Here is a 26,192-nt window from a genome sequence, read left to right as displayed (position 1 = left end):
TCGCCAATCTCAGTCATAGTGAAACGAATCAGAGGAAACCTATGTCTAACAAGTAAAGAATGACGAAAATGATGATCAGGGATGGAGGAACAACAATGAAAGGCAAATCGATTTTGGCTGTTGCACTGACATTTCAGATGTTGGCGGCTTACCCTGTGCACGCGGCAGGCGCTAGCACAGCACAAACAGCGACAACTGCGATACTGGTTAACGGAGAGCAATCTTCCTTGGCAAAAGCACCGATTCTCGTCCAGCAGCGCACCTATGTATCTGCCGAGGATGCGAGCCGGATTTTAAAAGGTACTTGGAAACAAGATGCAACGAATGGAGAAATGAAGCTGGCAAAAGGTACGCTGACGTTTCAACTCGCTACAGGAAAAGTAGCGTTAAATGGCAAGTCGCTGCAAGATGGGCAGGGCGCAATCGTGCGTGATAAGCAAGTGTATGTGCCGTTGAGATGGATGGCAGAACAGGCCGGACATCAAATCACGTGGAATGCCGAGAAAAAGGCGGTGGAAATTGTGATGGCCGGTGAAGAGAGTGCCTTTACGCTTGTCGATGCCGATAAGCTGACGGAACAGGAACGTTCATTTATTGACTCGGTAAAAGAACAGCAAGGCATTCACAAGCAGGGAGATCTATATGTCATCGCACGTGGGCCCTCACCGAATCCTGGCTATGGACTGCAAGTAACCAAAGTCGAGCAGAGCTGGGAGCAGGTTTTTGTGTATGTCAAACAAACGCTGCCTGATCCGGGAAGAATGTACCCGCAAGTGATTTCCTATCCGTATTTGGCGGCAAAAGTGAAGCTGCCACCTTACACGACGATTGTTTTTCTGGATGCAGAGACGAAGAAGCCGCTGTTTGCCACAGAAGGCAACGGAAGTCGATAAGAAAATCGGGTAAAAGCCGTACAGGGTCTGCTAGTGAGGAGTACTTAGCAGGCCCTCTTGTTTTTGTGTGATTCCTGATGTAAGATATGGTTGTGATTTCCTATCCCTTGAGAAACGGAGGTGTGTGTACGTGTTCGGAACTCTGCAAGCATGGTTTGTGGTAGAAACTTCCAGTATGACGCATGATTTTACATTCAACGGGACCAGTCTGTCCTTTTTTGCGCATACAACTGAACGGAGTTTCCATAGGCGTACCATGCATCGATCAGGGGCGGTTTGTTCTTGTCTATAATGGGTAACTGACGTAAGGTCGGTCCCTTTCACGATGCCGCAGGTAATGGCCTGCGGCTTTTTTGCGTCCACTTGCACGTGCGGTGTGGTCTCAACATTGTGCCGGGGCCACCAGGAAATCCATTATTTTGAACCGTTACCCACATTTCGAGGAGGAAATAATCATGATTATTGTCGCAACACAGCAATTGCAGAAATCGTACGGAGCAGATCCGGTTTTACAAGATATTACATTGGAAATAAAAGCAGGAGAACGAGTCGGGATCGTCGGACCGAATGGAGCAGGCAAAACCACGTTGTTCAAGCTGCTGGCAGGTATCGAAAGCCCCGATTCTGGTGAGCTTTTTCGGGCAAAAGGAACGATATGGGCGTACCTGCCGCAAACGCCGCAGTATCCGGCTGAGTGGACGGGGGCGGATGTTGTAGCCAGCGCTTTTGCAGACGTCATCAAGCTGCAGGAGCAGCTGCGCGAGCTCGAGCAGCAGATGGGATTGCTTTACGAAAATGAACAAGAGCTAAGCCGCCTCATGCTGCGCTATCAAAAGCTGCAAGATGAATTTGAACAACTGGATGGCTATCAGTGGGAGACGAAAATGGCCCAGGTGACACAGGGCTTGGGAGTTAGTTCTGAGCTGTTAGCGACACCTTTTGCTCAACTCAGCGGTGGGGAAAAGACGAAGGCTGGTCTTGCAAAGCTACTCTGCCAGCAAAGCGATGTCCTGCTCTTGGATGAGCCGACCAACCATTTGGATGTGGAGTCGATGGAGTGGCTAGAGGAGTTTTTGAAAAATTATCAGGGGACGATCTTAATTATCTCCCATGACCGTTATTTTTTGGATGCCGTCGTCACGTCTGTCTATCATGTGGACGGAGGAGAAGCCGAATTCTATATCGGCAATTACAGCGCGTTCGCTACGGAACGTGAAGAGCGTTTGCTGCGCCAGTTTGCCGCTTATCAGGAACAGCAGAAGCAGATCAAGAAAATGAAAGAGACGATCAAAAGGCTCAAGGAGTGGGGCAATCGCTCCAATCCGCCGAACGAGGCTTTTCACCGAAGGGCAAAAAGCATGGAAAAAGCGCTGGCGCGGATTGAGCGTATCGAGCGACCGAAAATGGAAGCGGATCGCATGGGCTTGCAGTTTATGAAAACCGACCGAAGCGGGCAGGATGTGCTGAAAGCGACGGGGGTACAGAAAACATTTGGAGGAAAACAGTTGTTTGCGGACGCTAGCTTTTTATTGCGCTATGGCGAGCGAAAAGCGCTGCTTGGACCAAATGGCTGCGGGAAATCTACGCTGATTCGCATGCTGCTGGGAGAGGTTGAGCCAGACGCAGGTACGCTTAAAGTTGGCAGCAGCGTTAAGGTAGGCTACTTGTCACAGCAAGCTTTGGAAGGGGATCAAAACCAGCGGCTGATTGACGTTTTCCGTGAAGTAGCCAGAGTGACGGAGCCGGAAGCAAGACATTTGCTGGCACGGTTTATGTTTTACGGCGAACAAGTTTTCAAGCGGATCGGGCAGCTAAGTGGCGGAGAGCGGATGCGACTGCGCTTGGCCCAAATGATGCATCAGGAAATCAACCTGCTCATTCTGGATGAACCGACCAACCATCTGGATATTGAAGCTCGAGAAACATTGGAGGAAGCGCTGGCGGATTTTCGCGGGTCTTTGTTTATCATCTCGCATGATCGCTATTTCCTGCAAAAGATGGTAGATGGTGTGTTTTGGGTGGAAAATAAGCGGCTGGTTCACGATGTGGGTTCGTATGAGGAAGCAAGGGAAAAGCAAAAACAGAGGATCGGTGCTCGTGCCAGTAAGCCGGAGGAAATAGAGCGAAAGCAGCCAGCGGTCAAGCAAGTCCAAGAGACGGTCGTGACGAATGCGACAGCCAAACGTCCGAATTCATACAAGCTGGCAGAGCTTGAACAAAAAATAGCGTCATTAGAAGGAAGAAAAGGTGAACTGACGGCCTTGCTCCAGAGTGAAGGAGTCGATTACGAGCAGTTAGTAGCTTGGCAACAAGCGATCGATCAGGTGCAGCTGGAGATAGATGTAACCTTTTCGGCGTGGATGGAGCTACAGGAACAGTAGGCTGCAATAAAAATAGCACCGCCAGCAAATAGTTGAAAGCTGGCGGTGCTTCTTTTTGCATAGCTTACGATTGTGCTTGTGTGCTTGGTTCTGGCAGGCGACGATAGCTGCTGACGAACCAGAGGAGGAGCAATACCATCAAGACCCCTCCGAGGAAGAACGGACCGCTGTGGGAGACTTGGTAAACCGCTCCACCAGCTAATGGACCCAAGATACGTCCAAGGCTGTCCATCGAGCTGATTGCTCCACTCGTCACGCCTTGGCCTTGCGTCGTCCGTTGGGTGATCATTGCTGTGGCGGTCGCTCTGATCATCCCTTGTCCCGCTCCGAACAACGAGAGGATCAGCGCCAGCACCCAAAAGTTACCCGACAGCGGAATGGCGAAAAAGCCAATGCCGTAAAGAATCATCCCAATGACGAGGACACTTGCTTCCCCTAGCTGCTTGACCATTCTTCCGATCAGCCCACCTTGTACCGCGGCAGCGATCAAGCCCATGACGAGAAACATATAGCCGAGGTCTTTGGAGGTAAAGCCGTACAAATCACTTATGTACAGGGCAAAAGTCGTTTCCAATCCGGAAAAAGCAAAGGAGACAGTGAACAAAATACCGTACAGCAAGGACATGGAGCCGAACAAAGAGACAAGCGGATTTTGCCGCTGTTCTTTTTGCAGATTCGCCCGTTTTTCTTTCGGCAAGCTCTCTGGCAAGGCAAACAGGATCAGGAAAAACGTAAGCAACGCCACGATACCCGAAGCGTAGAAGGGAACGGCAAAGCCGAATTCACTGAGCAGTCCACCAATTACCGGACCGAAGACAAAGCTAAGTCCAATCCCGGCGCCAATGACCCCCATCCCTTTTGCGCGTTCTTCTGAAGGGAAGAGATCCGCTACCATAGCGGTTACGGTTGGCAATGCGGCAGCCGAGACGATTCCACCCAGTATGCGATACAGGAGCATTTCTGTATAACTGTCAGCTAGTCCAAACAGGATAAAGGTGATGGAAAAGCCGAACAGCCCGAATGATATGAGTGGCTTTCGCCCGATTCTGTCTGAAAGTGCTCCCCAAATCGGTGCAAACACCAGCTGCATAATATTGTAGCTGGCAAAAAGCACGCCGATTTGAAACGAAGTCGCACCCAATTTTTCCGCGAAAAAGGGAAGAATGGGGATAATAATGCCAAAGCCGAGCATGATGAAAAATGCAATAAAGAACAAGAGGGCAAGGTGCTTCTTATTCACTACGTCTACCTCTTTTCGCACAAAAATCTGTTCAAGCGGATTGTTTGCTTTTTCCACCTTACGTGAAGGAAAAGGCGAAGTCAAGCCAGCAACGTGGGCAGTTAGCGCGAGTCGTGCTATAATAGAAAAGAAATAAGAATGGCTACCTATATTGTCAAGTATATATCCATGAGGTGTTTGTTACATGTCTACTGCGATGCTTTACTACCTGGCCTGGCATGAAGATGATTGGCTGGATGAAGTGCTCGATCGTTTTCCTGAGATCAATGCCATTGTGCCTTCGGTCAAAACGTTTGAGTTGCTGGCTAAACAAAGAGAGTCCGGAGAAGTTGACCGAGCTGTCCTCGTTCTGAATGCGGCTGTCGAACAGGAGAGATGCAAGGAGTTTTTACGCTTGTGTCAAGAACATTCACAGCTGTCTGCCGACCCTTTGTATATCGTCGGATTGAAACCGGAAGAGGAGGAGGCGTGGCAAGAAGCGTATCCATACGCGAAGATCATCGTCATTACCGGCTTTGCTGTCGAGTTTGATTACGATGCCGTCCTCGCAAGGATGGAAATCGATCTGGAGGGAGCTCATTGAAAATAAACCCGAATGAATTCGATTTGAAGGCGTTTCTGCACCGTTTCGGATTGGTTATTTATACAGGCGATCCTGAAGGAGATTTGCTGTTGATAGAAGATGAAATTCGGGAGCTATATGAGCTGAATGTCATTGACAAGGAAGAGTTCATTGAAGCCATGTCAGCGTTGCGCAGCAAGCGTAAGGCTGAGGGAAGAGATTAGAATAGAGAGTAAGAACGTGTTTGCCAAGCCGTGTGTATGCGGGAGATGGTAAACACGTTTTTTTGTGTTCATATCCGCATGTGAATGTAATTTTGGAACTTTATACCTATTTTTTTGATCAGTCCAGTGTCCGATACCTACCTTGTGGGTATTATTTCCTTTTTATATATAGAATGGATATTGGTCTTCATCTATTAGCACGAGCATCTTCCATCTGTATAGGAACCTTACAGAGAGGAGGAGACTGTATGCCCAATATTGAAGGTATCTCCATCCAAAAATCGAGTGCGGAACGCAAGAGCTATGTGGTTGTTGGGGCTATTTTGTCATGCAGCAGCGGAAGTCGGTTAAGTCGGCTGAAGATGCCGTTCAGTCATGGTGTTTTTGTAAAAGGGAAGCCGCAAATGAATATCATGGACTTCGTTCCCAACATAAATATCATGCCATTTGGAAAGTGCAACAACTTGAAGAATCCCGCTGTCGCTTCTGCCACCGCAGCAAATAATGGTGTACTAACGCCGATGCCGTGCACACCTGTAATGACCATGCCATGGATAGATGGCAAGCCGGACAAAATGGTTGGTGGACACCCCGCATTGCTGAACAAATCCACGAATATGTGTTTCCATTGCGGACTGATCAAGATTGAAGACGATGGGCAGGATTTGGGTGGTGTAACGATAGGGAATCAATCGTCAGCTAACAGTGGGCCTTCAGATGCCAGTTTTGGACAAGGACCAGCTTGCGAGAAGCCACAGGAAAAGCCAACCATGTGGGACAACTTCGTCAAAGGAATATCAAAGCTGGGAGATGTTCCTGCTGCAATGCAAAAAGCGGCAAGTGAGCTGCCGGGAGCTTTGGAGAAAGCCGCAAATGATTTGCCGAAAGGTTTGCAGAAGGCGGCAGAGGATTTACCTAAAGGTGTAAATCTGTTTGTGCAAGAAAGCTATGTTAAGCCGATACAGGAAGACTTGGATACGTTGCGGGATGATCAGTTAAACCTTGCCGATGCAGATGCAGTCGGTGGGATTGTTTTTGCGGCACTTACGGTGGGAAGAAGTAAAAATGCTGCGGATTTATGGGATGGGTTAGCGAATGTAAATAAGAGGAAGGTTGATATTAATAAAAATACTAAATTTTCCGAGATGGGTGAAGAGCAACAACTGAATATAGCAAAAGAGTATAGAAAGAATGCACCAATCGAAATACCTGAAAATGCAAATATGAAAGCAAAGTCTATGAACGATGGCTACGAACAAATAACTTACAAGTGGAATGACGGGACATATAAGTATGAAGTCAGGTGGCATACAAGAACCTCTGGAGCGCCTGTTGATCAAGGAAACACTTGGGTAATTCAAAGAACTATTCCTGGTAGTGGAGGACAAAAACCAAAGTCATTTTATAAAATTGGAGAAAATGAATGGGTGGAAGGGTACAAATGGTATGAAGCAATAGCTGCTAGAAAAGCGGGAACCGCTACACCTGAACAAGTAAGAATATTAGATCAAGGTCATTGGAAGGAGTAATATTATGAAATCAGAAGTGATAAATGATTTATATTATGTTGGGTTTGAAGGAGAGCCTGAGATAATCTTTATGTATGAAAAATCAAATGAAGTGCAAGTGCTCAAGCTTTGGAATGGGTATTTTGAATTATTGCTAGATTGCTTGGTTCAACAGACTTCCGTTCAAGATGGAATTTTACATGAATATTACGTTCATGAAGGATGGTATGAAGAAAGCCCTTGGGAAATCAAAGATGTTGAAAAAGCAGTACAATTGTTTAAACTATTTGATGTTAAGAAAGTTACAGAAAATGAATCAAGTAATATTATTCCAGTACTCCCGGCTATTACAATGGATATTATTAGCTTTTTACAGCAAGCAATTCAAAGTGGAAATAGAGTGTTTATTGTGTACGAATAACTGAATTTCTATCATTTTGTGTTGACCAGTTTTCCAATTTTAATAGCAAGATCGTTCAATTCACTTAAGGAGCTCATTCTACTTTAAACACAAAGGAGAAATGAGCTTTTTTGCGCTTCGTAAGAAATTCTTCAGAAATACTTATCCTTTTCTTAAGGATTTCTGTCTTCTTTTGAAAGGTTTACCCGTTAGGATAGAGGGCAGAGAGAAAGGAGGCGACGCAGGTGGAGTTTACAGGGTATTACGAGCTATTCTGGGAGATGGTTACAGGCATGCTGGGAAAATTTATTCCTGATGAGATTACGGTGATGACCGTGGGGGCGCAGATTGCCAATACAGGAGCGGACTTTTTTACAGCATTTGCCGTCATATACCCCATTTTTTTCATCGTTTCTTGTACGGGGTACTTACTGGGAGCGAAGGCATTTGGCTGGATGAGCCGGAATCTGGGCTTGCGTGCTGATTTACTGTCTGCATTGCGCGGGTCAATGGGCTGGTTGCTTGCTTTTGGTATCTTTCTTCCGATTATTCGTCATATCGTGCCTATTCTCGCCGGTGCCAACCGAATGCCGTTTCGGCAGTTCCTCCTATTCTTTTTGCCGAGCAGTATCATTTGGACCATGCATTACTTTGTAGCGGGCTATTGGTTCTCCGATCAACTGGAAATAATGGTTGCTGGCGTTTATCAATATAGCAAAATTACATTGACGATCGTTTGTTTCGCAGGGTTTTCGTTCCTCATGATTTGCCAGCTGCAGCGTCTCGGTGGAATGAAAGAACCTAGAACGAATAAGCAACCTCCTGTTTCTTAATCTTTACGAATTCCTAAAGTACGGCGCCTATCTGTCCATGAACATGTTGGATGGCAGGCGCCTGCTTTTGGTGGATGGGGTTGCTTTTTATTGCTTCTTCAACTCGAATGCAGTCTCCCAGCCAAAGCTGTCAAACCACTGCTTTCGTCTAAAGTTCGAGAGAGCCTGTCTCACATAAGGAATGACGTTCGGGGGTAATTTATCCATGTCCACCCATACGAGCTCATCGCATTTATTTGGCTCGGCATTGATAATTTCTCCGCGCCATTTTGTGGCAGTAACAAAAAAATCGATACGCTCATCATTGGAGCGACGATGCATGACGCCTACAATCTCCAAGCTCGCTGGATCGATGTCAATTCCGCATTCTTCTTTGGCCTCGCGGATCGCGGCTGTCTTCACTTCTTCATTCCCGTCCAGATGTCCAGCGGGAACACTGTAATTGCCGTCTTCGTAGCCGGTATTGTAGCGGCGTAATAACAAGACTTGCGCATCCTTCACCAGGAAAAGGTGAACGGCTACCTGCATGGCGAAGCGCTCTTTCTGCATGCGGATTCTCCTCTATTGATGATATTCTTCCGGACGATGATTCTCGGCAGCCTTTCTACGCCGTTCCAGTCTGTTTTTTTTCAAAATAGGCGAGCTGGTCAAGGCCATAAGCAGCATAATAATTCCAGCAGCACCCAATACGATTCCAATTGTAAGATAAAACCAATTCATTGAAAAAGACCTCCTTAATTCATGCAAAGCGAACATGATTATGAATGGGAACTATGCTATAATGGCACAGTGTGTTTTTACCTGATTCTCGGTAGTAATTTCTAGAAAACGCAGGGAGGATTTTGCGAGATGACTCAGCATACGTCTGTTGATCAGCTATCCATTAATACCATCCGCACGTTGGCGATTGATGCCATCGAGAAGGCGAATTCCGGTCACCCGGGAATGCCGATGGGTGCAGCCCCTATGGCACATGTACTGTGGAGCCGCTTTATGAAAGTAAATCCGAGCAATCCAAAATGGATTGACCGTGACCGTTTTGTCCTCTCAGCAGGACATGGCTCTATGCTATTATACTCGATGTTGCATTTGATGAAATACGATGTTTCACTGGAAGACCTACATAACTTCCGTCAATGGGGCAGCAAAACGCCTGGTCACCCTGAGTTTGGTCACACCGCGGGTGTTGACGCGACAACGGGTCCTTTGGGACAAGGGATCGCGATGGCTGTCGGTATGGCGATGGCTGAAAAGCACATGGCAGCTGTTTACAACCGTGACAATTTTGACATCGTTGACCATTACACATACGTAATCTGCGGCGATGGTGACCTGATGGAGGGTGTATCCAGCGAGGCTTCTTCCCTGGCTGCTCACCTGAAACTGGGCAAAATGATCGTGCTCTACGATTCGAACGATATCTCTCTGGATGGCGAGCTTTCCCGTTCCTTCTCTGAAAACGTAGCGGGTCGCTACCAAGCGTATGGTTGGCAATATATTCGCGTAGAAGACGGCAATGATCTGGCTGCCATTGACGCGGCTATCGCAGAAGCGAAAAAAGATTTGGATCGTCCTACCTTGATCGAAGTAAAAACCGTCATTGGATACGGAAGCCCGAACAAAGGCGGCTCCAGCTCTTCTCACGGCGCTCCGCTTGGAAAAGACGAAGTGAAGCTGACAAAAGCAAACTACGAGTGGCACCATGAAAGTGAGTTCCACGTACCACAAGAAGTGACTGATTTCTATGCAGGCTTGGCTGATGCTGGAGAAAAAGCAGAAGCTGCTTGGCGCGACCTGTTTGCTGCTTACGCAAAAGCGTATCCAGAACTGGCGCTGCAATTTACGACTGCAGAAGAAGGTCATCTGCCTGCTGGTTGGGACAACCATATGCCAACGTATGAAGCTGGCGCAAAGCTTGCGACACGCGTTGCTTCCGGTAATGCGATCAATGCATTGGCAAACAGCGTTCCGTTCTTCCTGGGCGGCTCCGCTGACTTGGCACATTCCAACAACACGGTGATTAAAGAAGCGGGCAACTTCCTGCCAGGTTCTTATGATGGCCGCAATATTTGGTTTGGTGTTCGCGAATTCGCGATGGGGGCAGCCCTCAACGGTATGGCTCTCCACGGTGGCGTGAAAGTTTACGGCGGTACGTTCTTCGTGTTCTCCGACTACTTGCGTCCGGCGATTCGCCTCTCTGCACTGATGAAGCAGCCTGTTGTCTACGTATTTACACATGACTCGATCGCGGTTGGTGAAGACGGTCCGACGCATGAGCCGATTGAGCAGCTCGCTTCCTTGCGTGCGATGCCAGGCTTGACCATTCTTCGCCCGTCTGATGCAGTGGAGACGAACGAGGCTTGGAAATATGCTGTATCTCGCACAGATGAGCCAGTCGTGCTGGTACTGACTCGTCAAAACCTGCCAGTCCTGCCTGAGACCATTGAGAAAGCGGCAGAAGGCGTGAGCAAGGGTGCGTATGTTCTCGCAGACGCGCCAAGCGGAAACCCGCAGCTCATCCTGTTGGCAACTGGATCTGAGGTATCCCTCGTGATGCAGGCGCGTGAGCAACTCCTCGCGAAAGGTATTGAAGCACGCGTGGTTTCCATGCCGAGCTGGAACCTGTTCGAGCGTCAGCCGAAAGAGTATCGCGACGCTGTGATTCCACCATCTGTAAAAGCGCGCGTGGCAGTAGAAATGGGCTCTCCAATGGGCTGGGAGCGTTACGCTGGCGATAGCGGTACGGTCATCGCAATCGATCAGTTTGGCGCATCTGCACCAGGTGAGCGCATCATGAAGGAATACGGCTTCACGGTAGAAAACGTCGTAGCTGAAGCAGAAAAACTGCTGAAATAAATGGTTTCCTTGAGTAAAAAGGGGCTGACCCAATAGGGTAAATCTAAATGATCGAGTTCCAAATTATAAGTAATAGAACCTCTAAAACCACTATAAAAGTGGATATTAGAGGTTCTTTTGTTAGTTCTCATAAATATGAATGGTGGGGAAGAATTCTCCAAGTGACTATTGGATCAGCCCTAACAGTGTAATGCCTAAATAAGTGTACTACTTTTCGTAATTAACTTCTCCTCCCACTATATTAACAGTATTTCCAGTATCAGCATTCTTAAGTTTAATTTTATAGTTGCCAGTCAAAGAAGGGTAAGCGCATTGCCAATTTGGCCCAGGCAAGTATTCTCCATCGTAGTAACCGTTTGAATCATGATACTCTACAAAAATGTTACTGTTGCTTCCGAGTTCAACACATACAAGGGAAGGGTTTTTAAAATAACTACCACCATTAACCCAAACATAGCTTTTAAAGCTAGTCTTTCCGAAAACATAGTGACCAGTAGCAGTACTAGTAACTGTACTAGAAGCAGCGAATGTGGAGTCAAACATCAAGGCGAATACAGTGAATAGTAAAAACGATGAAGAAATTCTGAATTTTTTCAAGTAAGTTCCCCTCGCTTTTTTATAGATTTGTTGCTCTTTTAATATACAATATTTACCTATTTTGTTCAATTTATATAACTCTATAATTGTATTAAGTTCGCTTTAATAAGTGTTCGATCAATAATAATGGAAACTATCAACAGAATGTGTTAAATGCTTGTTTAGCAAATAAGAAAAAACGTAGCTCAATGCTTCGATTCCTAGCCGTAATGAAATCAATGGGACCCTTATGTGTCTTTTACCAGTGACAAATAAGCTTGATGATGTATGATAGACACGTATTAAAAGAAACTTTTTTGAAATGGCACCGTCTATATAAGATGTGGGGGAGAGAGAAAACCAGGAGGTAAATAATGGCAGCAAAGGCCAAGAAGAAAATCAAGAAGAAAAAGAACAACTTGCTGATGATTGCCGTATCGTTTGCAATTTTTCTTTTCCTTAGCGTGATCGGGGGATATTTTGCCCTGTTGTACGCGGGAGACATGATGATTGAGCAAAACGAGCAGAAGTTGAAGGATTTGAAAATTGAACCAACAGTCATATACGACAAAAATGGGCAAGAGATGACGAGTCTGATTCGTGAAAAGAACCGTGAATACAAGCCAATCAATGAAATGCCAAAAGTGCTAATTGATGCTTTCCTCGCGGTCGAGGATAAACGCTTTTATGAACACAAAGGCGTCGATATGGTTCGGATCGGTGGCGCCATCGTTAATGACATTAAAAAAGGATCACTAGCTGAAGGGGGAAGTACGATTACCCAACAGTTAGCAAGAAACGTCTTTCTCACCCTAGATCAAACGTTTTGGCGCAAAACAAAAGAAATGAGTATAGCAATCGGTTTGGAACGCAGATACTCGAAGGATCAAATATTAGAAATGTATCTTAATCGGATTTACTTGGGTAAAGGAGAGTTTGGAGTCCAGGATGCGTCCTTATATTACTTTGGTATCCCTGTAGATCATAAGGACTTTACCATCGCAAAAGCGGCAATGTTAGCTGCGATTCCTAAAGCACCGACAACATATAACCCATTTAACAACCCTGAAAAGGCAAAGTTGCGTCGCGATACCATTATCCGATTAATGCACGAGCAAGGACTGATTACAGAGGAACAAAAGTTGGCAGCTCAAGCAGAGCCACTGCCAAAAAAATCTGGTGAAATAGCCGATTCAACCCTGAAAAAAGGCTATCGCGCGTTTTTTGACAATATGGTAGAAGAAGCTGAAGCCACGTTCGGCGTGACAGAAGAAGAGCTGTACCGCGGGGGCTGGAACATTTACACGACCTTCGATCCGAAAGTACAGGATGCCATGGTAGAGGAATATGCCAATGCCAAAAACTTCCCGAAAGACGGTGCCAAGCGCGGTGTAGAATCATCCATGATTGTCATCGACGCGAAAACAGGCGGAATTGCCGGGATGATGGGCGGACGCAACTATGCGCCAAAAGGCTTTAACTACGCGACAGACATGAAGCGTCAGCCGGGCTCCAGCTTTAAGCCGATTGCCGTGTTTGCTCCAGCAGTTAATAAAGATATCAACAAATGGAACGCGAATTCGCAACTGAGCAACAAAAGGCAGAGCTTCAATGGCTATGAGCCGCGCAACTACAATAACCGATACACGGAAACGATGAGCATGAACCGGGCGATGATCGACTCCGCGAATATCCCGCCGGTTTGGCTGTTAAATGAAATTGGGGTCTCAGAAAGCTTGGAATACCTCAAGAAAGTCGGCATTGAGCTGACTCCGAATGACCGAAACCTGGCAATTGCCCTCGGGGGATTGGATGTAGGTACGTCACCGCTGGAAATGGCTCAGGCCTATACACCTTTTGTGAATGCAGGGGTAGTGTCTGAGGCGCACTCGATCACCAAGGTCGAGAACAAGGATGAGGGTGTCGTCCGTGAATACCAGCCAAAACAATCTGAGGCACTGAAGCCGGAAGCAGCTTGGGAGATTCACACCATGCTGGAGAAAGCGGTTCAGGAAGGGACAGGGAAGGCAGCGCGTATCTCTGGACGCCATGTTGCAGGTAAAACCGGTACGACCCAATCGATAGCAGGCGACAGCAAAGCAAACAAGGATGCTTGGTTCGTCGGATATACACCGGAATATGTGGGTGCCGTTTGGATGGGCTTCGATCCAGAGGACAAACAGCATTTGATGCACCAGGGAAGTAGCATGACGGCGCAAATGTTCTCCAAAGTATTGGCAACAGCCTTAAAAGGTGTACCATCATCGGACTTTGTTCGACCAGCAGGTGCGGTAGAACAAAAAGAGGTGGAAGTAGAACCAGAGCTCCAATTGGCTGCAGACATGTCATTTGATCCAAGTACGAATAAATTGATGGTCGTGCTTAGCTGGATTGGTGGCGCTGACGGCGATACGTACGATCTTTACCGCATTGGCGAGAACGGCGAAAGACAACTCATCTCTGCAGGTATGAAGGAAACCTCTTATGTAGATGTGCTGGATAGTCCGAAACAGTATCAGTATCAAGTCGTTCCACGAAATGCACAAGGCGAGGAAGGCACACCTTCAAAAACAGTCCCAATTGACTCCAAAAAGCTGGAGAATTTGATTAATCAAGATCCAGGTCATAACGAGGAAGGTAACGATCAGGGACAAAATCCAGATGGTACCGAGAATGGCAATGGTGAAATTCCACCTGACCAAGGTACCGGAGGAACTGGTGAGCATACAAATAATGGAGATGGCAGCCAACCGCCAAATCCGGGAACAGGCGAGGTTCCACCGGACATCGTGAATCCAGACCCTAGTCAGACAGATGGTTCCTCAAACGAAATTAAACTGCCGCCACCTCCACAAGAGGAGGGGCAGAACCAGTTCCCAGATGCATCAAACGGCTAAAGATTAGCCCAGCAAGAACGATTCAAAACCGATTCGACTATTTGCACAGCTTCTTTCGCGTGGTACAATACCAGTAAATCGGGAGACAGGGGGGACAGTCCATGTCTGGCTACGCACAAAGAGATCTACCCACATTTTTCAAAGAACAGTTACGCCAAACCAAGGTGAATTTTGAGCGAGCTCTTGACTGTAAACACACCGATTTCGATGATCTTTACCCATACATGAACGAGCAGCCACAGTTCTTCTGGTACAAACGTTACGTGGCTTGGTCAGAACTGTTGACCGTTGTACGTCTAGCTGAACAATTGGGTATTGAGTGGACAGAGGATTTCAGTGAGCAGCAGGTAGAATTCATTCAAGGCAAGGTTCTGCAAGGAAAAGTGCTCGATTATTGGAACCCGGAAGAAGAACAAGAAGAATCGATGAGGGAATTGGAAGAAGAAAAATAAATGTGATCGTAAAAACATGGCGCGTTCCCACTTGCGGGAACGTGCTTTTTTGCGTGCGCTAAGCAAAGCTCACCTTTGATGGGAACCGTGTCTAATATCCTATACATGTTTATGAATTTTTGTAAAAAAATGTATACAATCTTGATCTTCTTTTCTGTTATATGTATTGGCACCATAATTGCAATTTTAACAGGGTGTATTTTATTGCATTTCAGTTGGAGAGAAGGTGAATCTGCCCAAAACGAAATACGGTTTCCTCGCAACAAACGAAAAAACGGTTACCCATTCAAAGGAGGTTTGCTCATTCATGAAGAAAAAGAGTCGCACGGTACACACAGGCCGCATGGTGGCTGGTGTCCTTCTCTCGACATCATTTCTATTGGGGACGGTTGGAAGTCCTGTCCAAGCCTTGGCAGTCAAGGATTACTCGAGTGCGATCGGTAGGGAGGGGAATCAAAGCGTTCCGCCTTCCGGAAAAAATGTGGGGAGAACGCTGGACCCGGTCACCTCGTTTCAGCATCAATCCAGTGAGGAAACAGGAGAGTATCCGCATCCAGTGGAGCCGACCTGGAGTGTAGAGGAGCAAGAGTCTTCTAGCGAACAACAGCGGAGCATGAAGGCAAATGCCGAAAAGTACGCGATGTCCGATTTGAACAAGCTCAGTTACGACGAATTGGTCAATGTACTGGTGACGATTAATTGGGAGCAGATTCCTGAATTATTTGATTTTACTCCCGATTCGTATGCCTTTTACAACGATCGGCAGCGCGTTCAGGCCATCATTGACGCATTACAAGTCAGAGGCACACAATACTCCAACAGCGATTCCAAAGGAATTGACACCTTGGTTGAGGTGCTTCGCTCTGGATATTATCTCGGCTACTACCATCAGGAATTATCCTATCTCAACCAGAGAAGCGAGCATCAAAAAGTGTTCCCTGCTCTGCATGCCATTGCAGACAATCCGAATTTCAAATTGGGAACAGATGCTCAAAATGAGGTAGTAGGTGCATTTGGTGGACTTATCGGAAACACTTTTGTAAGCGCTTCCCTTGTGGAGAAAGCTGCACCGATTATCCGTCAATACGAAGAGCAAATGGATACCTTCATTACGCAGCGGAGTGCGGGTGATGCTGTATTCCGTATTATGGGCCAGGTTAGCTATATTTTGATGTGGAGAGTGGATGAACCAACCAAGCAACAGGAGTTTTACGGCAAAATCGATACGTATCTGAACGAGATGGGAAATCTCGCCTTGCATGGCGATACAGATGAAGCGAAAGAATGGGTCCTCGACAATGGTTTTTATCACAGTGCTTATTTGGGTCAATACCATTCCAATCCGAATAAGGGGAATGAGGTGCTCACAGAAGCGTTAGAGCTTTATCCGTATGTAGGACTTCAATATATGCAAGCAGCAAATCTGATTCAGAACGTCTACGGCGGAAAAGATGCGCAGGGAAGGGACATCCAGTTCAACAAGATTCGTAAGGATGCCATGGAAAAGTATCTGCCCAACGAATATACGTTTGATGACGGAAGCATCGTCATGAAAACAGGCGGAGATGTCACAGAAGAAAAAGTCAAACGGTTATATTGGGCGGCAAAAGAGGTAAAAGCTCAGTTTCATCGGATGGCAGGACGAGATGAACCGATGGAAGAAGGGAACCCCGACGATATTTTGACCATTGTCCTCTACAATAGTCCCTCAGAGTACAAGATGAACAACCCCTTGTATGGCTATGAGACGGACAACGGGGGCATGTATATCGAGGGAAAAGGAACTTTCTTCACATACGAACGAACACCGCAGCAGAGTACGTACACACTGGAAGAGCTGTTCCGCCATGAATTCACGCACTATTTGCAAGGGCGCTACGCTATACCTGGCTTGTGGAATGAAAGCCCGATTTACAGAGACGAGAGACTATCGTGGTTTGAAGAAGGGGGAGCAGAACTTTTTGCAGGCTCCACGCGAACATCAGGTGTTCTGCCGCGAAAATCCATGGTCGGCAATCTCATTCGTTTTGGACAGGACAATTGGTATACGGCGTCTCAAACTTTGCACGCACGCTACGGCACATGGGACTTTTATACGTATTCATACGCCTTGCAGTATCACATGATGAAAGAGGATTGGAACAAGCTGGATGATATCATGGATTACATAGAGGCCAATAACGTGGATGGCTATGACCAGTTAATCCGTACGTTAAGTGACGATTCAGAGCTAAATCGGGATTACCACCGTACTATGGAATCGTTGGTAGACAGCTATCCCGATCTGACGGTGCCGCTGGTGTCGGATGATTATCTGGTAACACCGGACCCCAAAGCAAGTGCAGCAATCTTCCAAGAAATTGAAGATGTCACCGGATTGCAAAATGTGTCTACAAACAGGCACGAATCAGAGTTCTTCCAAACCTTCACGTTAACAGGGACGTACACGGGTACGCAGGCACAGGGGGAGAAGGAGGACTGGGAAACGATGAGTCGCATCACAGACGAGTTTCTAGCGACACTTACTTCCCATCCATGGAATGGCTACAAAACCGTAACCGCCTACTTTACCAACTACAGAGTAAATGCGTCCAATCAGTTTGAATATGATGTCACGTTCCACGGGGTACTTCCAGAACAAGTAGATGGAGAAAACCAGCCACCTGTTATTGTCATGAACGGACCGTCAAAAGCAGCCGTAAACGAGGAAGTGACGTTTAGCAGTAACGGAAGCTCCGATCCGGATGGCAGTATCGTATCTTATCTGTGGGAATTTGGAGATGGCACAAGCAGCAGTGATGCCAATCCTACGCATGTCTACGAAAATCAGGGAGAATATACCGTGAAACTGCGAGTAACGGATGACAAAGGAGCGGTTACTGCGAAATCGATTACGATCACGATCGAGGAGCAGGGGGGAGAAATCGGGGAAAAGGAACAAGAGCCAAACAACAGCTTTTCAGAAGCAAATCCGTTGAAAAGCAATGTGGAGTTAAGTGGTCAAACAAGCAAACAAGACGACAAGGACATTTTTGCCTTGAAGGTATTAGGCAACGGAACGGTGAAAATCAACGTAACGAGTGAGCATGATACTGGTTTGAACTGGGTCGTTCACCACGAGGATGATCTGAATAATTATTTCGCTTACCCCAAAACCTCAGGAAAAACGCTCTCCGGTGAGTTTGAAGCAACTCCGGGTACCTATTATTTGTCCGTGTACAACTTTAACGGTGAAACGATTCCATACAAAGTAACCGCGGAATTGCCAGAAGAAGAATCAGAACCAACCGAAACGGAGCCGAACAATTCATTCGATGAGGCGAATGCGCTACAGTTGGGCGAAGAGATAAGTGGTCAAACCGATCGTACAGATGACAAGGACACGTACATCATTCAGGTTGAAGAAGAAGGGATCGTTCAAGTGACGGTAAGCAGCGAGATGGACGAAGGCTTAAACTGGGTGGTGTTCCATGAAGATGATCTCGAAACGTATTTCGGCTACCCCGAAAACGCAGGTAAGAAACTGACGGGAGAATTTGAGGCAAAACCAGGGAAATATTACTTGTTAGTCTACAACACGAACAACACGACGATTCCGTACAACGTGATCGTGAACGCAGAGTAATCTCCCCATTTATAGGAAGAAAAGCCCTTCTTACACCTTTTTTAAAAAGGGATAGAAGGGCTTTTTTCGTTGGATAAGCGTCTGGTAAAAATCAGCGCGTAACGGTATGGCGTTCCGCACGTCTTTTCTTTACGTAGCCAAAGAATCAATGGAGCCAATTGTAAATGACTTGTGGCGTCTCTTCCTCAGGACCAGCAGGGAGAACGAATGGAACAGGGTTGCTCCAAGGCTGGGCAGAAGAGGGAGCATTGGAGATGATGAATTCTGTCCCCAATGAAACAAAGGTGTACAGCTCCTCAACAGCGGCATTGTACAAGCGAACACATCCGAGCGAAACAGATGAGCCGATGCTCTCGGGATGGTTTGTCCCGTGGATGGCATACCCGTTCTCCTGAAAGACCATGCCTCTCGTTCCATAAATATTGTCATGTCCGCGGGGCTGATTGATTTTTTGTTGAATGGTATAGTAGCCTTCGGGTGTAGAACCGTTTTTGCCTATGGCGACGGGATAGCTGCGTACCAGATGGGAACCGCTGATGAGCTTCATCGTATGTGTCGAGGTAGACAAGTGAAGCTGTAACGGTTCGAAAGGCACCACTGGCTCCGGATAACCGGGAAGCGGCAGCACATTGCGCAAGCTGTCCCATGCGGACTCTGGCAAGAAGGCTTTGGGATGATACGGATAGCTTTTTAACAAAAGTCTCTTTGGCGGTACGGGAATTTGCGGCAAATAATTGCCTGGATAAGCGCCAGCCAGATCAGACAGCTGGGCAGGCAGCGTACCCGTTTGCTGATAATAGCGATACAAGGCGTTTCGCAAGATCAGTACATGCTGGAGGGTTAGCTGCTCATCCGTGAGTTCTGCCTTACCTGTGGCAAGTGTCGGTTCTCGTTCCAACTGCACCGGTTTATCCCACCATTTTTCGCTGAGAACAGTCCGACTCGCCGGATTGTAACGCAAGATGCCTCGGACTTCACGCGGCTGATAAAACAGCAAGGGACGGAACAACGGCGAACCAGGTACTTCTGGGACAACCATCACGGTAAAAGGCTGCGTAAGGGCAGGACGCCGGGACTCTACATAGCGCCGGACCTGTTCAGATAGCTCACGCGCACTGAGTGTAGGAGGGACTGCAATGACCTCGACATGTGGCTGCGTTTGTGCTGTTGTCGGAACGGGCTGTTTGGCAGTCTGCGGCGTCTTGGAGGACGCATCTCTCAACGGTCCGGGCGAAAAAGCGAATTGAAAATAGAGAAACAAGAGCGAAGCCAAGAGTAAACGCGTTCGATTGCCCAAGGAATTGCGTTGTCGCTCCCGCAGCAGTCGTTGATAAGCGTCACGGGTCTCGTTGTAATACGAGCCTTGCTTGGATACGAGACCACGCCTGTACGCTTCGAGAGCCTGTTCCGAGTTTCCTTGTGCTTCTCGTTCTTGGCCAAGGTGAAACCAGCCGATGGCCTCGTTTGGATATTGAGTCGTATACCACCGGTAAAAGGCGAGGTCGCTCTGATCCGGATATTTCATATGAAATGTACTTTTTTCCTGAAGAAAGGAAACCTTGTCCACGGATACTTCTCCTCCAAATAAATGAGCGTTCAAAAAGGCGCCCTTATAAGGATGTATCGGCGTGAGCCGGGAAAATAATGAGAGTGGAGGTCAAAAATGGTTTACTTACGAACGATCAAGCTGCTGCGAGAAAACTTTCCTAACACGAAAGAATATCCGTTTCACTTGCCCTCCTTGCGCAAGCTGGAAGCGATCGAGCTTGAGAGCAGTGTCACTTTTTTTGTAGGAGAGAATGGATCAGGTAAATCGACATTATTGGAGTCCATTGCCTATCAATGTGGTTTTCATACGGCTGGAGGATCGCGGAATAATTTTTATGAGGTGCATCGCTCGGAGGCGAGCCTGGGTGACTACATACGTCTTTCCTGGCTGCCCAAAATAACGAATGGCTTTTTCTTGCGGGCTGAAAGCTTTTATCAGTTTGCCAGCCATATTGATCAGATGGGCTCTGAAAGCTATAAAAACTACGGCGGTCGCTCACTGCATGAGCAGTCGCACGGAGAATCTTTTTTCGCGCTGTTTGCCAACCGCTTCAACGGCAGGGGAATCTACCTGCTGGATGAGCCAGAGGCTGCTCTTTCACCGAAGCGTCAGATCGCTTTTTTGTACGTGATGCGCGATTTGGTGGAAGAAGGAGCACAATTTATCATTGCGACGCACTCGCCGATTCTATTGGGCTATCCCGGTGCGACCATTCTCAATTTTGACGAATCGCCTGTACAAGAGGTGAATTATCGCGATACAGAGCATTATCAATTGACGCGCAGGTTCCTCGAGAAACCTGAAACTTTTCTAAACGAAAAATAATTTGATTCTTCCTGTCACAAAAATCGCCTGGGCGGTTTCTATTAGATGAACGAAGCAGTAGAGGCATTCGTCAATGGCACGCAGGAAGGAGGAATTCCAGTGGAGGTGCAAGCAAACCTGGTGATGAACCATGCTCGAGTAGAGGATCATGCAGATTCCTTTCAAGAATTGTTTACGACCTATTATCCGTTTGTGGTCCGACAGATCATGCGAATTGTGAAAGATCAACAAACGGCAGAAGATATTGCACAGGATGTATTTCTCTCCTTTTACCATACGGATCGCTCGGAGATTGAACATATCCCGGCATGGCTGTCCAAGTCCGCGCTCTACGCAGCGTACAATTATCTTCGTTCAGAAAAACGCAGGTATGCAAGACAAGAGCGAAGTGCTTCCGAGCAAGAGCACGTCAGTCCTTCTACAGAAGAGATGTGGCTTGCAAAAGAGTCCCAGATTATCGTCCGCGATGTGCTAGAGGAGCTAGACGAGCGGGAACGAACCTTGCTGGTCATGAAATATTCCGGATTTCCATATGCGGAGTTGGCGAAAGCGACTGGCACGCAGATCAGCTCGGTGGGAACACTCCTCGCGAGAGCGAAAAGTAAATTTCGTACCATCTATGGCCGGATGAGGGGGGAAGAGGAATGAAATGTGCCGATACAGGCTTTGTCCAGGCGTTCTTGGACGGTGAGTGCAGTTCAAAAGAAAGTGAGCAATTCCTGCTTCATCTGGAGTACTGTGAAACCTGCCGTACACAGCTGGATGAACTATCCGCGTTGGATAGCTGGACGCGTGAGAAGATGGAGCATGTTTTTTCCGAGACAAACGATGTGAATGTCAATACGGAAGCAGCGTGGCAGCGTTTTTCGCAAACAATCGAGAAACCGACGAACGCATATGCACAAGATCGACAAGCGATAACCAATCGAGCAACAATCAGAAGGAGCTGGAGTCAGATGAACAAGCAAACAAAAAGATGGGTGACAGGTGCTTCGGCAGCAGCAGTATTGGCTGTGTCCCTGTCTTTCCCCCAAGTACAAGCAGCAGCGAACGATTTTCTGTCCATTTTCCGCATGGATAAAGTTGAATTCGTCAAAGTGACGCAAGAAGATATGCAAGAGCTGGAACAATGGATCGCAAACGGCAATTGGGGCGAGACGGAACTGCCTGGGATCGGAAAAATCTGGATGGATAAAAACGATAAAGAGAAACTTGAGGAAAGAAGCTATTATTACAACAACAAGGAATCCGCTGAAAAGGCTGGCGTGAAGCTGCCACAGCTGCCGAAGGACGTCACGGTGGATAGTGTAGACATCCACTCTCCTTTTACCATGCACATGGAGATCGATGCCGATCGTGCAAACAAGCTACTGGCGCAATTGCAGGTAGAGGCGCGCTTTGATGAAAAACTGAGTGGCAAACGCTTCTCCTTGAAGATTCCACAGATGCAGCAGGTCAGGATGCTTGTCGGAAAAGATAATATTAGCTACTATGTCGTAGGTGCTCCTGAGCTAAGCGCACCAGAGGGAGTCGATCTGGCACAGCTTCGCGAGACACTCTTGGCCCTGCCGTTCATTCCGGATCAAGTGAAAAGGCAGATGATTAGCATCGAAGACTGGCAGCATACTCTCCCTGTGCCATACATGGCAGACGGCGAAAGCAAGATGAAGGAAGTAAAAGTGAATGGTCAAAACGGAATGCTGATCACAGGTAAACACAATGCGCATCTGATGTGGCAGCAGGATGGACAGATTCACATGCTGGAAGGCTTCGAAGAGAACGCGGATGGGCTGTTGGATTTTGCAAATCAGCTGAAATAAGTAAACAAATAGTGGGGTGTTGGCAGAGTTTTCCTGAAGGAGGAGGGCTCTGCTTTGTCCCGTTTGCAATGGAGAAAGTGGGGTAAGCGATGTCAGATTATGTGATAGAGACCTGGGAGTTGACCAAGCAATATAACGGGAAAGCCGGCTGCAAAAATATTACGCTACAAGTACCGCGCGGCTCCGTATTTGGTTTCCTCGGTCAAAATGGAGCGGGTAAAAGTACCTTTGTCAGGACGATGCTCGGGTTATTGCACCCAACGAATGGCAAAGCGGTCATGCTTGGGCAGCCGATTGGCAGTGTAGAATCACGAAAAAAGGTAGGATACTTGCCAGAGCTGTTTCGCTATCCGGATTGGTTGACGGGCCAGCAGCTCTTGGAGCATCATGCCGAGTTGTGTGGATTAACACATCGAGAGAGCAAATCCGTGATAAAAAACGTCGTTGAGCTGGTCGGAATGGCTGGACGTGAGCGTGAACGCATCCGGGGCTATTCCAAAGGCATGCAGCAGCGAATTGGGATTGCCTGCGCCCTCTTATCCGATCCAGAGCTGATCTTCCTCGATGAGCCGACCTCCGCACTGGACCCAATCGGGCGAAAGGAAGTACGTGAGCTGATCGCACGGCTATGTGACCAAGGAAAGACGGTTTTTCTTAACAGTCATCTACTGAGTGAAATGGAGAGCGTGTGCAACTACGTCGGGATCATTCACCGTAGTGAGCTGGTCGTACAAGGCGACTGGCGCAAGCTGAGCACCGTCCAACCACAAATTGAATTGACAGTGGACAAGGATAGCGCAGGCTTTCATAACGAGCTTCCTTCCTTCGTCACAGAGAGTCGTCTCGTAAGACAAGAGGAAAACCGTGATACATGGTTAATGACGCTGGATCAGGACAATCGGGTACCGGCTCTGTTGCAACAGTTGATTGCTTCAGGGGCTGGAGTACATGAAGTCGTGCGCAAGCAGCAATCACTGGAAGACGTATTTCTGTATTGGGTGAAGAGAAAGGAGGGGGAACGACATGTGGCCGATCATCAAAATCACGTATAGAGAAATGATCTCCAAGCGTATTTTCACGATTACGCTGATCATGTCGCTGGCCTTCCTGCTGCTGTTTGGACTGGCAACCGGCTATGCGATTAAGGAAATGAAGGAATCGTTCGGAAACGCAGGTCCAGATGCAGTGCTACAAAAAAACTTCTTTTCCACGCAGCTCTTGGGGATGGGCTTGTACTTTGGCTCCGTCATTACGGCACTCTTGGCGATTTTGAGTAGTGTTGGGAGCATCGCATCTGAAATCGAGAGCCACCAAATCGACACGTGGCTGGCCCGCGCACTTCCTCGCTACAAATATGTATTGGGGAAATTTTTCGGGTTGGCAAGTATGTTGGGGCTGTACGGACTCCTGATGTTCTTCGGACTTTTGGCGATCAACCAATGGGTGGGCGGAGGTGCGGTGGCTGTTCAGGTAGGAGGAGACCAAATCCTGAAAGCAGCCGCTTTCTTCGTAGGTATGCCGATCATTCTTGTCTGTGTAGCCATGTTCTTGAGCAGTATGACTACAACAGTAACAGGCGGGATTATCCTGATCATTCTGTACGGAATCAGCTTCATTGGTGGCTTTATCGAGCAGCTTGGTGTTGCCTTTAGCAACAGTTCACTCACGAACATCGGGATTATTTCCAGTCTGGTATTTCCAACCGATTCGCTATTTAGGCAAATGACGATCTCGCTATTTGATACAGCTGACGATCCGCTGTCCTTTGCTTCGCAAGGAATTTTCGGTACGACTTCTCCTCCGAGTACTACCATGCTCATCTATACCATTCTCTATGGCATCGTGGCATTGGGGCTGTCCATTCGGGTGTTTCAAAAGAGAGATTTATAAGAAAAAAAGAGAACGGCTGATTCGTGCCGTTCTTTTTCGTAATGGAAAGAGGCCCTTTCACGAAAGGCCTCTTTTTTATGTACTTGCATGGCGATCATCATATGCGCATTTCGTGATTTTTATGATGTTAATAGAGCAAATGCGGTTAAAACAGTTTATGCGCATATTCTATTCGGATTTTTACGAACATTGCTATAATGACAGCACAATATGAAAGCGCATTCGTCATGGTTGCTACAACATCATTGTAAGCGCATTCTTGCAAGGGGGAACTAGCGTATGCTGGCATTACTCGGATTTCTCATGGTAGCCGTTTTCATGTATTTGATTATGTCGAGACGGCTTTCGGCATTAGTTGCTTTGATTGTTGTTCCTGTTGTTTTTGCGTTGATTAGCGGATTTGGTACAGAAATTGGCGACATGATGCTTGCAGGCATCAAGAAAATTGCGCCGACGGGAATTATGCTGTTGTTCGCCATTCTGTACTTTGGAGTCATGATGGATGCAGGTCTGTTTGATCCATTAATTAAGAAAATCGTGAAAATTGTAAAGGGTGACCCGTTGAAGGTTATTGTAGGTACAGCGATCCTCGCTACCTTGGTCGCACTGGATGGAGATGGAACCACGACGTATATGATTACGGTTACTGCGATGCTGCCTTTGTATCGCAAGCTGGGAATCAAACCGATGATTTTGGCAGTCGTGCCGATGCTCGCACTCGGTGTCATGAACATGACGCCTTGGGGTGGACCGACAGCACGTGTTATGAGTGTACTCCATCTGGATGTTTCCGAGATTTTCGTCCCTGTTATTCCTGCGATGATTGGCGGAATTGCGTGGGTGATGATCGTAGCCTGTATTCTGGGCAAACAAGAGCGTAAGCGTTTGGGAATCATTGAGATTCCAGATGAAGATTTGCAATCGCTTGCAGGACAAGAAGTGGCGGCGGCAGATGAGACTGCTGCACTGAAACGTCCACGTTTGATCTGGTTCAATCTGTTGTTGACCGCAGCCCTGATGGTCGGTCTGATTACGAGCTTCTTGCCACTGCCGACGATGTTCATGCTCGCTTTTGCTATTGCCCTGTTTATTAACTATCCGAAAATGCAAGATCAGAAAGAGCGGATTGCAGCCCACGCAGCTAATGCACTGGCTACAGTGTCCATGGTTTTCGCTGCGGGAATCTTTACAGGCATCCTGACTGAAACGAAAATGATCGATGCGATGGCGAGCACACTCGTTTCCTGGATTCCGGATTCACTTGGTTCCCATATGCCTCTACTTGTAGCGCTGACAAGCATGCCATTCACGTATTTCATGTCGAACGATGCGTATTACTTCGGGATCGTTCCAATCCTGGCGAATGCAGCAGCCGCTTACGGAATCGATCCGGCGGAAATTGGTCGCGCTTCCATCCTGGGTCAACCGCTGCACGTACTCAGCCCGTTGTTTGCAGCACAGTACCTCTTGATCGGAATGGTTGGGGTCGATTATGCGGAAACTCAAAAGTTCATTCTGAAATGGGCATTTGGAACATCGATCGTGATGATTGCGCTTGCTCTTCTTACCGGAGTCATCTCATTCTAATCAACGATAAGAAGGAAGAAATAAAAAAAGAGGCCTGCTCATGGCCTCTTTTTTCGTCATCGAGCGAAATGAGA

At 47.4% G+C, this 26,192-nt stretch carries 21 protein-coding genes and 1 pseudogene; 17 read left to right on the top strand and 5 right to left on the bottom strand.

The genetic code is table 11. The features are described 5' to 3' along the window. The first annotated feature begins 95 nt into the window (after nucleotides 1–95). A complete protein-coding gene (locus FB479_RS17250) occupies nucleotides 96–893 on the top strand; it encodes a stalk domain-containing protein (RefSeq protein WP_142066115.1) in 798 nt (265 codons plus the stop codon). 455 nt (nucleotides 894–1,348) lie between these two features. Beyond that, nucleotides 1,349–3,274: a ribosomal protection-like ABC-F family protein gene (abc-f, locus tag FB479_RS17245; protein ID WP_142066114.1), complete on the top strand. Its 1,926-nt coding sequence runs from the start codon at nucleotides 1,349–1,351 to the stop codon at nucleotides 3,272–3,274. Between the two features lie 64 nt (nucleotides 3,275–3,338). Here abc-f and FB479_RS17240 read toward each other — a convergent pair whose 3' ends face one another. Next, nucleotides 3,339–4,676 carry an MFS transporter gene (locus FB479_RS17240; RefSeq protein WP_370511692.1) on the bottom strand — a complete coding sequence of 446 codons (1,338 nt, stop codon included), beginning with the start codon at nucleotides 4,674–4,676 and terminating at the stop codon, nucleotides 3,339–3,341. 22 nt (nucleotides 4,677–4,698) lie between these two features. On the opposite strand from FB479_RS17240, the gene FB479_RS17235 reads away from it, so the two are divergent. From FB479_RS17235 to FB479_RS17215, 5 genes and pseudogenes are all read left to right on the top strand, one after another. Beyond that, on the top strand, nucleotides 4,699–5,097 hold the full coding sequence (locus FB479_RS17235) for a hypothetical protein (protein ID WP_142066112.1): 399 nt from the start codon (nucleotides 4,699–4,701) through the stop codon (nucleotides 5,095–5,097). Further along, nucleotides 5,094–5,300 (top strand): YqgQ family protein, encoded by a 207-nt coding sequence (locus FB479_RS17230; RefSeq protein ID WP_142066111.1) that lies wholly within the window; start codon nucleotides 5,094–5,096, stop codon nucleotides 5,298–5,300. The genes FB479_RS17235 and FB479_RS17230 overlap by 4 nt, the downstream gene beginning before the upstream one ends. Before the next feature lie 248 nt (nucleotides 5,301–5,548). Continuing rightward, nucleotides 5,549–5,965 (top strand): annotated as a pseudogene (locus FB479_RS31275) (DUF4280 domain-containing protein); the annotation flags it as partial. A gap of 868 nt (nucleotides 5,966–6,833) precedes the next feature. Next, nucleotides 6,834–7,229, top strand: a complete 396-nt coding sequence (locus tag FB479_RS17220; RefSeq protein ID WP_106654456.1) for a hypothetical protein — start codon at nucleotides 6,834–6,836, stop codon at nucleotides 7,227–7,229. A 224-nt stretch (nucleotides 7,230–7,453) separates the two neighbouring features. Further along, on the top strand, nucleotides 7,454–8,041 hold the full coding sequence (locus tag FB479_RS17215) for a DedA family protein (protein WP_142066110.1): 588 nt from the start codon (nucleotides 7,454–7,456) through the stop codon (nucleotides 8,039–8,041). Nucleotides 8,042–8,128: 87 nt separating this feature from the next. On the opposite strand, the gene FB479_RS17210 is transcribed toward FB479_RS17215, so the two are convergent. Together FB479_RS17210 and FB479_RS17205 are read right to left on the bottom strand one after the other, a co-directional pair. Continuing rightward, on the bottom strand, nucleotides 8,129–8,590 hold the full coding sequence (locus FB479_RS17210; RefSeq protein ID WP_106654458.1) for an NUDIX hydrolase: 462 nt from the start codon (nucleotides 8,588–8,590) through the stop codon (nucleotides 8,129–8,131). Between the two features lie 12 nt (nucleotides 8,591–8,602). Next, entirely contained in the window at nucleotides 8,603–8,761 is a 159-nt protein-coding gene (locus tag FB479_RS17205; RefSeq protein ID WP_232030333.1) for a hypothetical protein, read from the bottom strand. 129 nt (nucleotides 8,762–8,890) lie between these two features. Between FB479_RS17205 and tkt the strand changes: the two genes are divergently transcribed. Further along, nucleotides 8,891–10,897: a transketolase gene (gene tkt / locus FB479_RS17200; RefSeq protein WP_142066108.1), complete on the top strand. Its 2,007-nt coding sequence runs from the start codon at nucleotides 8,891–8,893 to the stop codon at nucleotides 10,895–10,897. Nucleotides 10,898–11,104: 207 nt separating this feature from the next. Here tkt and FB479_RS17195 read toward each other — a convergent pair whose 3' ends face one another. Next, entirely contained in the window at nucleotides 11,105–11,563 is a 459-nt protein-coding gene (locus FB479_RS17195; RefSeq protein ID WP_142066107.1) for a hypothetical protein, read from the bottom strand. A gap of 284 nt (nucleotides 11,564–11,847) precedes the next feature. Between FB479_RS17195 and FB479_RS17190 the strand changes: the two genes are divergently transcribed. From FB479_RS17190 to FB479_RS17180, 3 genes are all read left to right on the top strand, one after another. Beyond that, on the top strand, nucleotides 11,848–14,370 hold the full coding sequence (locus tag FB479_RS17190) for a PBP1A family penicillin-binding protein (protein ID WP_142066106.1): 2,523 nt from the start codon (nucleotides 11,848–11,850) through the stop codon (nucleotides 14,368–14,370). A 101-nt stretch (nucleotides 14,371–14,471) separates the two neighbouring features. Then, entirely contained in the window at nucleotides 14,472–14,822 is a 351-nt protein-coding gene (locus tag FB479_RS17185; RefSeq protein ID WP_007721499.1) for a hypothetical protein, read from the top strand. 307 nt (nucleotides 14,823–15,129) lie between these two features. Then, complete coding sequence (locus tag FB479_RS17180; RefSeq protein WP_142066105.1) at nucleotides 15,130–18,447, top strand: collagenase; 3,318 nt, start codon at nucleotides 15,130–15,132, stop codon at nucleotides 18,445–18,447. Nucleotides 18,448–18,592: 145 nt separating this feature from the next. Here FB479_RS17180 and FB479_RS17175 read toward each other — a convergent pair whose 3' ends face one another. Then, the gene (locus FB479_RS17175) at nucleotides 18,593–20,014 is read right to left on the bottom strand and encodes a L,D-transpeptidase family protein (protein WP_142066104.1); all 1,422 of its coding nucleotides are present in this window, start codon (nucleotides 20,012–20,014) and stop codon (nucleotides 18,593–18,595) included. A 96-nt stretch (nucleotides 20,015–20,110) separates the two neighbouring features. Here FB479_RS17175 and FB479_RS17170 point away from each other — a divergent pair, with 96 nt between their 5' ends. From FB479_RS17170 to FB479_RS17145, 6 genes are all read left to right on the top strand, one after another. Continuing rightward, nucleotides 20,111–20,821: an AAA family ATPase gene (locus FB479_RS17170; RefSeq protein ID WP_106654464.1), complete on the top strand. Its 711-nt coding sequence runs from the start codon at nucleotides 20,111–20,113 to the stop codon at nucleotides 20,819–20,821. 45 nt (nucleotides 20,822–20,866) lie between these two features. Next, a complete protein-coding gene (locus FB479_RS17165; RefSeq protein ID WP_255438433.1) occupies nucleotides 20,867–21,469 on the top strand; it encodes an RNA polymerase sigma factor SigX in 603 nt (200 codons plus the stop codon). Further along, the gene (locus tag FB479_RS17160) at nucleotides 21,466–22,641 is read left to right on the top strand and encodes an anti-sigma factor family protein (RefSeq protein WP_142066103.1); all 1,176 of its coding nucleotides are present in this window, start codon (nucleotides 21,466–21,468) and stop codon (nucleotides 22,639–22,641) included. The genes FB479_RS17165 and FB479_RS17160 overlap by 4 nt, the downstream gene beginning before the upstream one ends. An 89-nt stretch (nucleotides 22,642–22,730) precedes the next feature. Further along, nucleotides 22,731–23,693: an ABC transporter ATP-binding protein gene (locus FB479_RS17155; RefSeq protein ID WP_142066102.1), complete on the top strand. Its 963-nt coding sequence runs from the start codon at nucleotides 22,731–22,733 to the stop codon at nucleotides 23,691–23,693. Further along, entirely contained in the window at nucleotides 23,665–24,531 is an 867-nt protein-coding gene (locus FB479_RS17150; protein WP_142066101.1) for an ABC transporter permease subunit, read from the top strand. The genes FB479_RS17155 and FB479_RS17150 overlap by 29 nt, the downstream gene beginning before the upstream one ends. 279 nt (nucleotides 24,532–24,810) lie before the next feature. Then, a complete protein-coding gene (locus tag FB479_RS17145) occupies nucleotides 24,811–26,118 on the top strand; it encodes a CitMHS family transporter (RefSeq protein ID WP_142066100.1) in 1,308 nt (435 codons plus the stop codon). Nucleotides 26,119–26,192: the final 74 nt, after the last annotated feature.

It is taken from the genome of Brevibacillus sp. AG162, from assembly GCF_006715575.1.
Classification (GTDB): Bacteria; Bacillota; Bacilli; order Brevibacillales; family Brevibacillaceae; genus Brevibacillus; species Brevibacillus brevis.
This window is presented reverse-complemented; position numbering and strand designations above follow the sequence as displayed.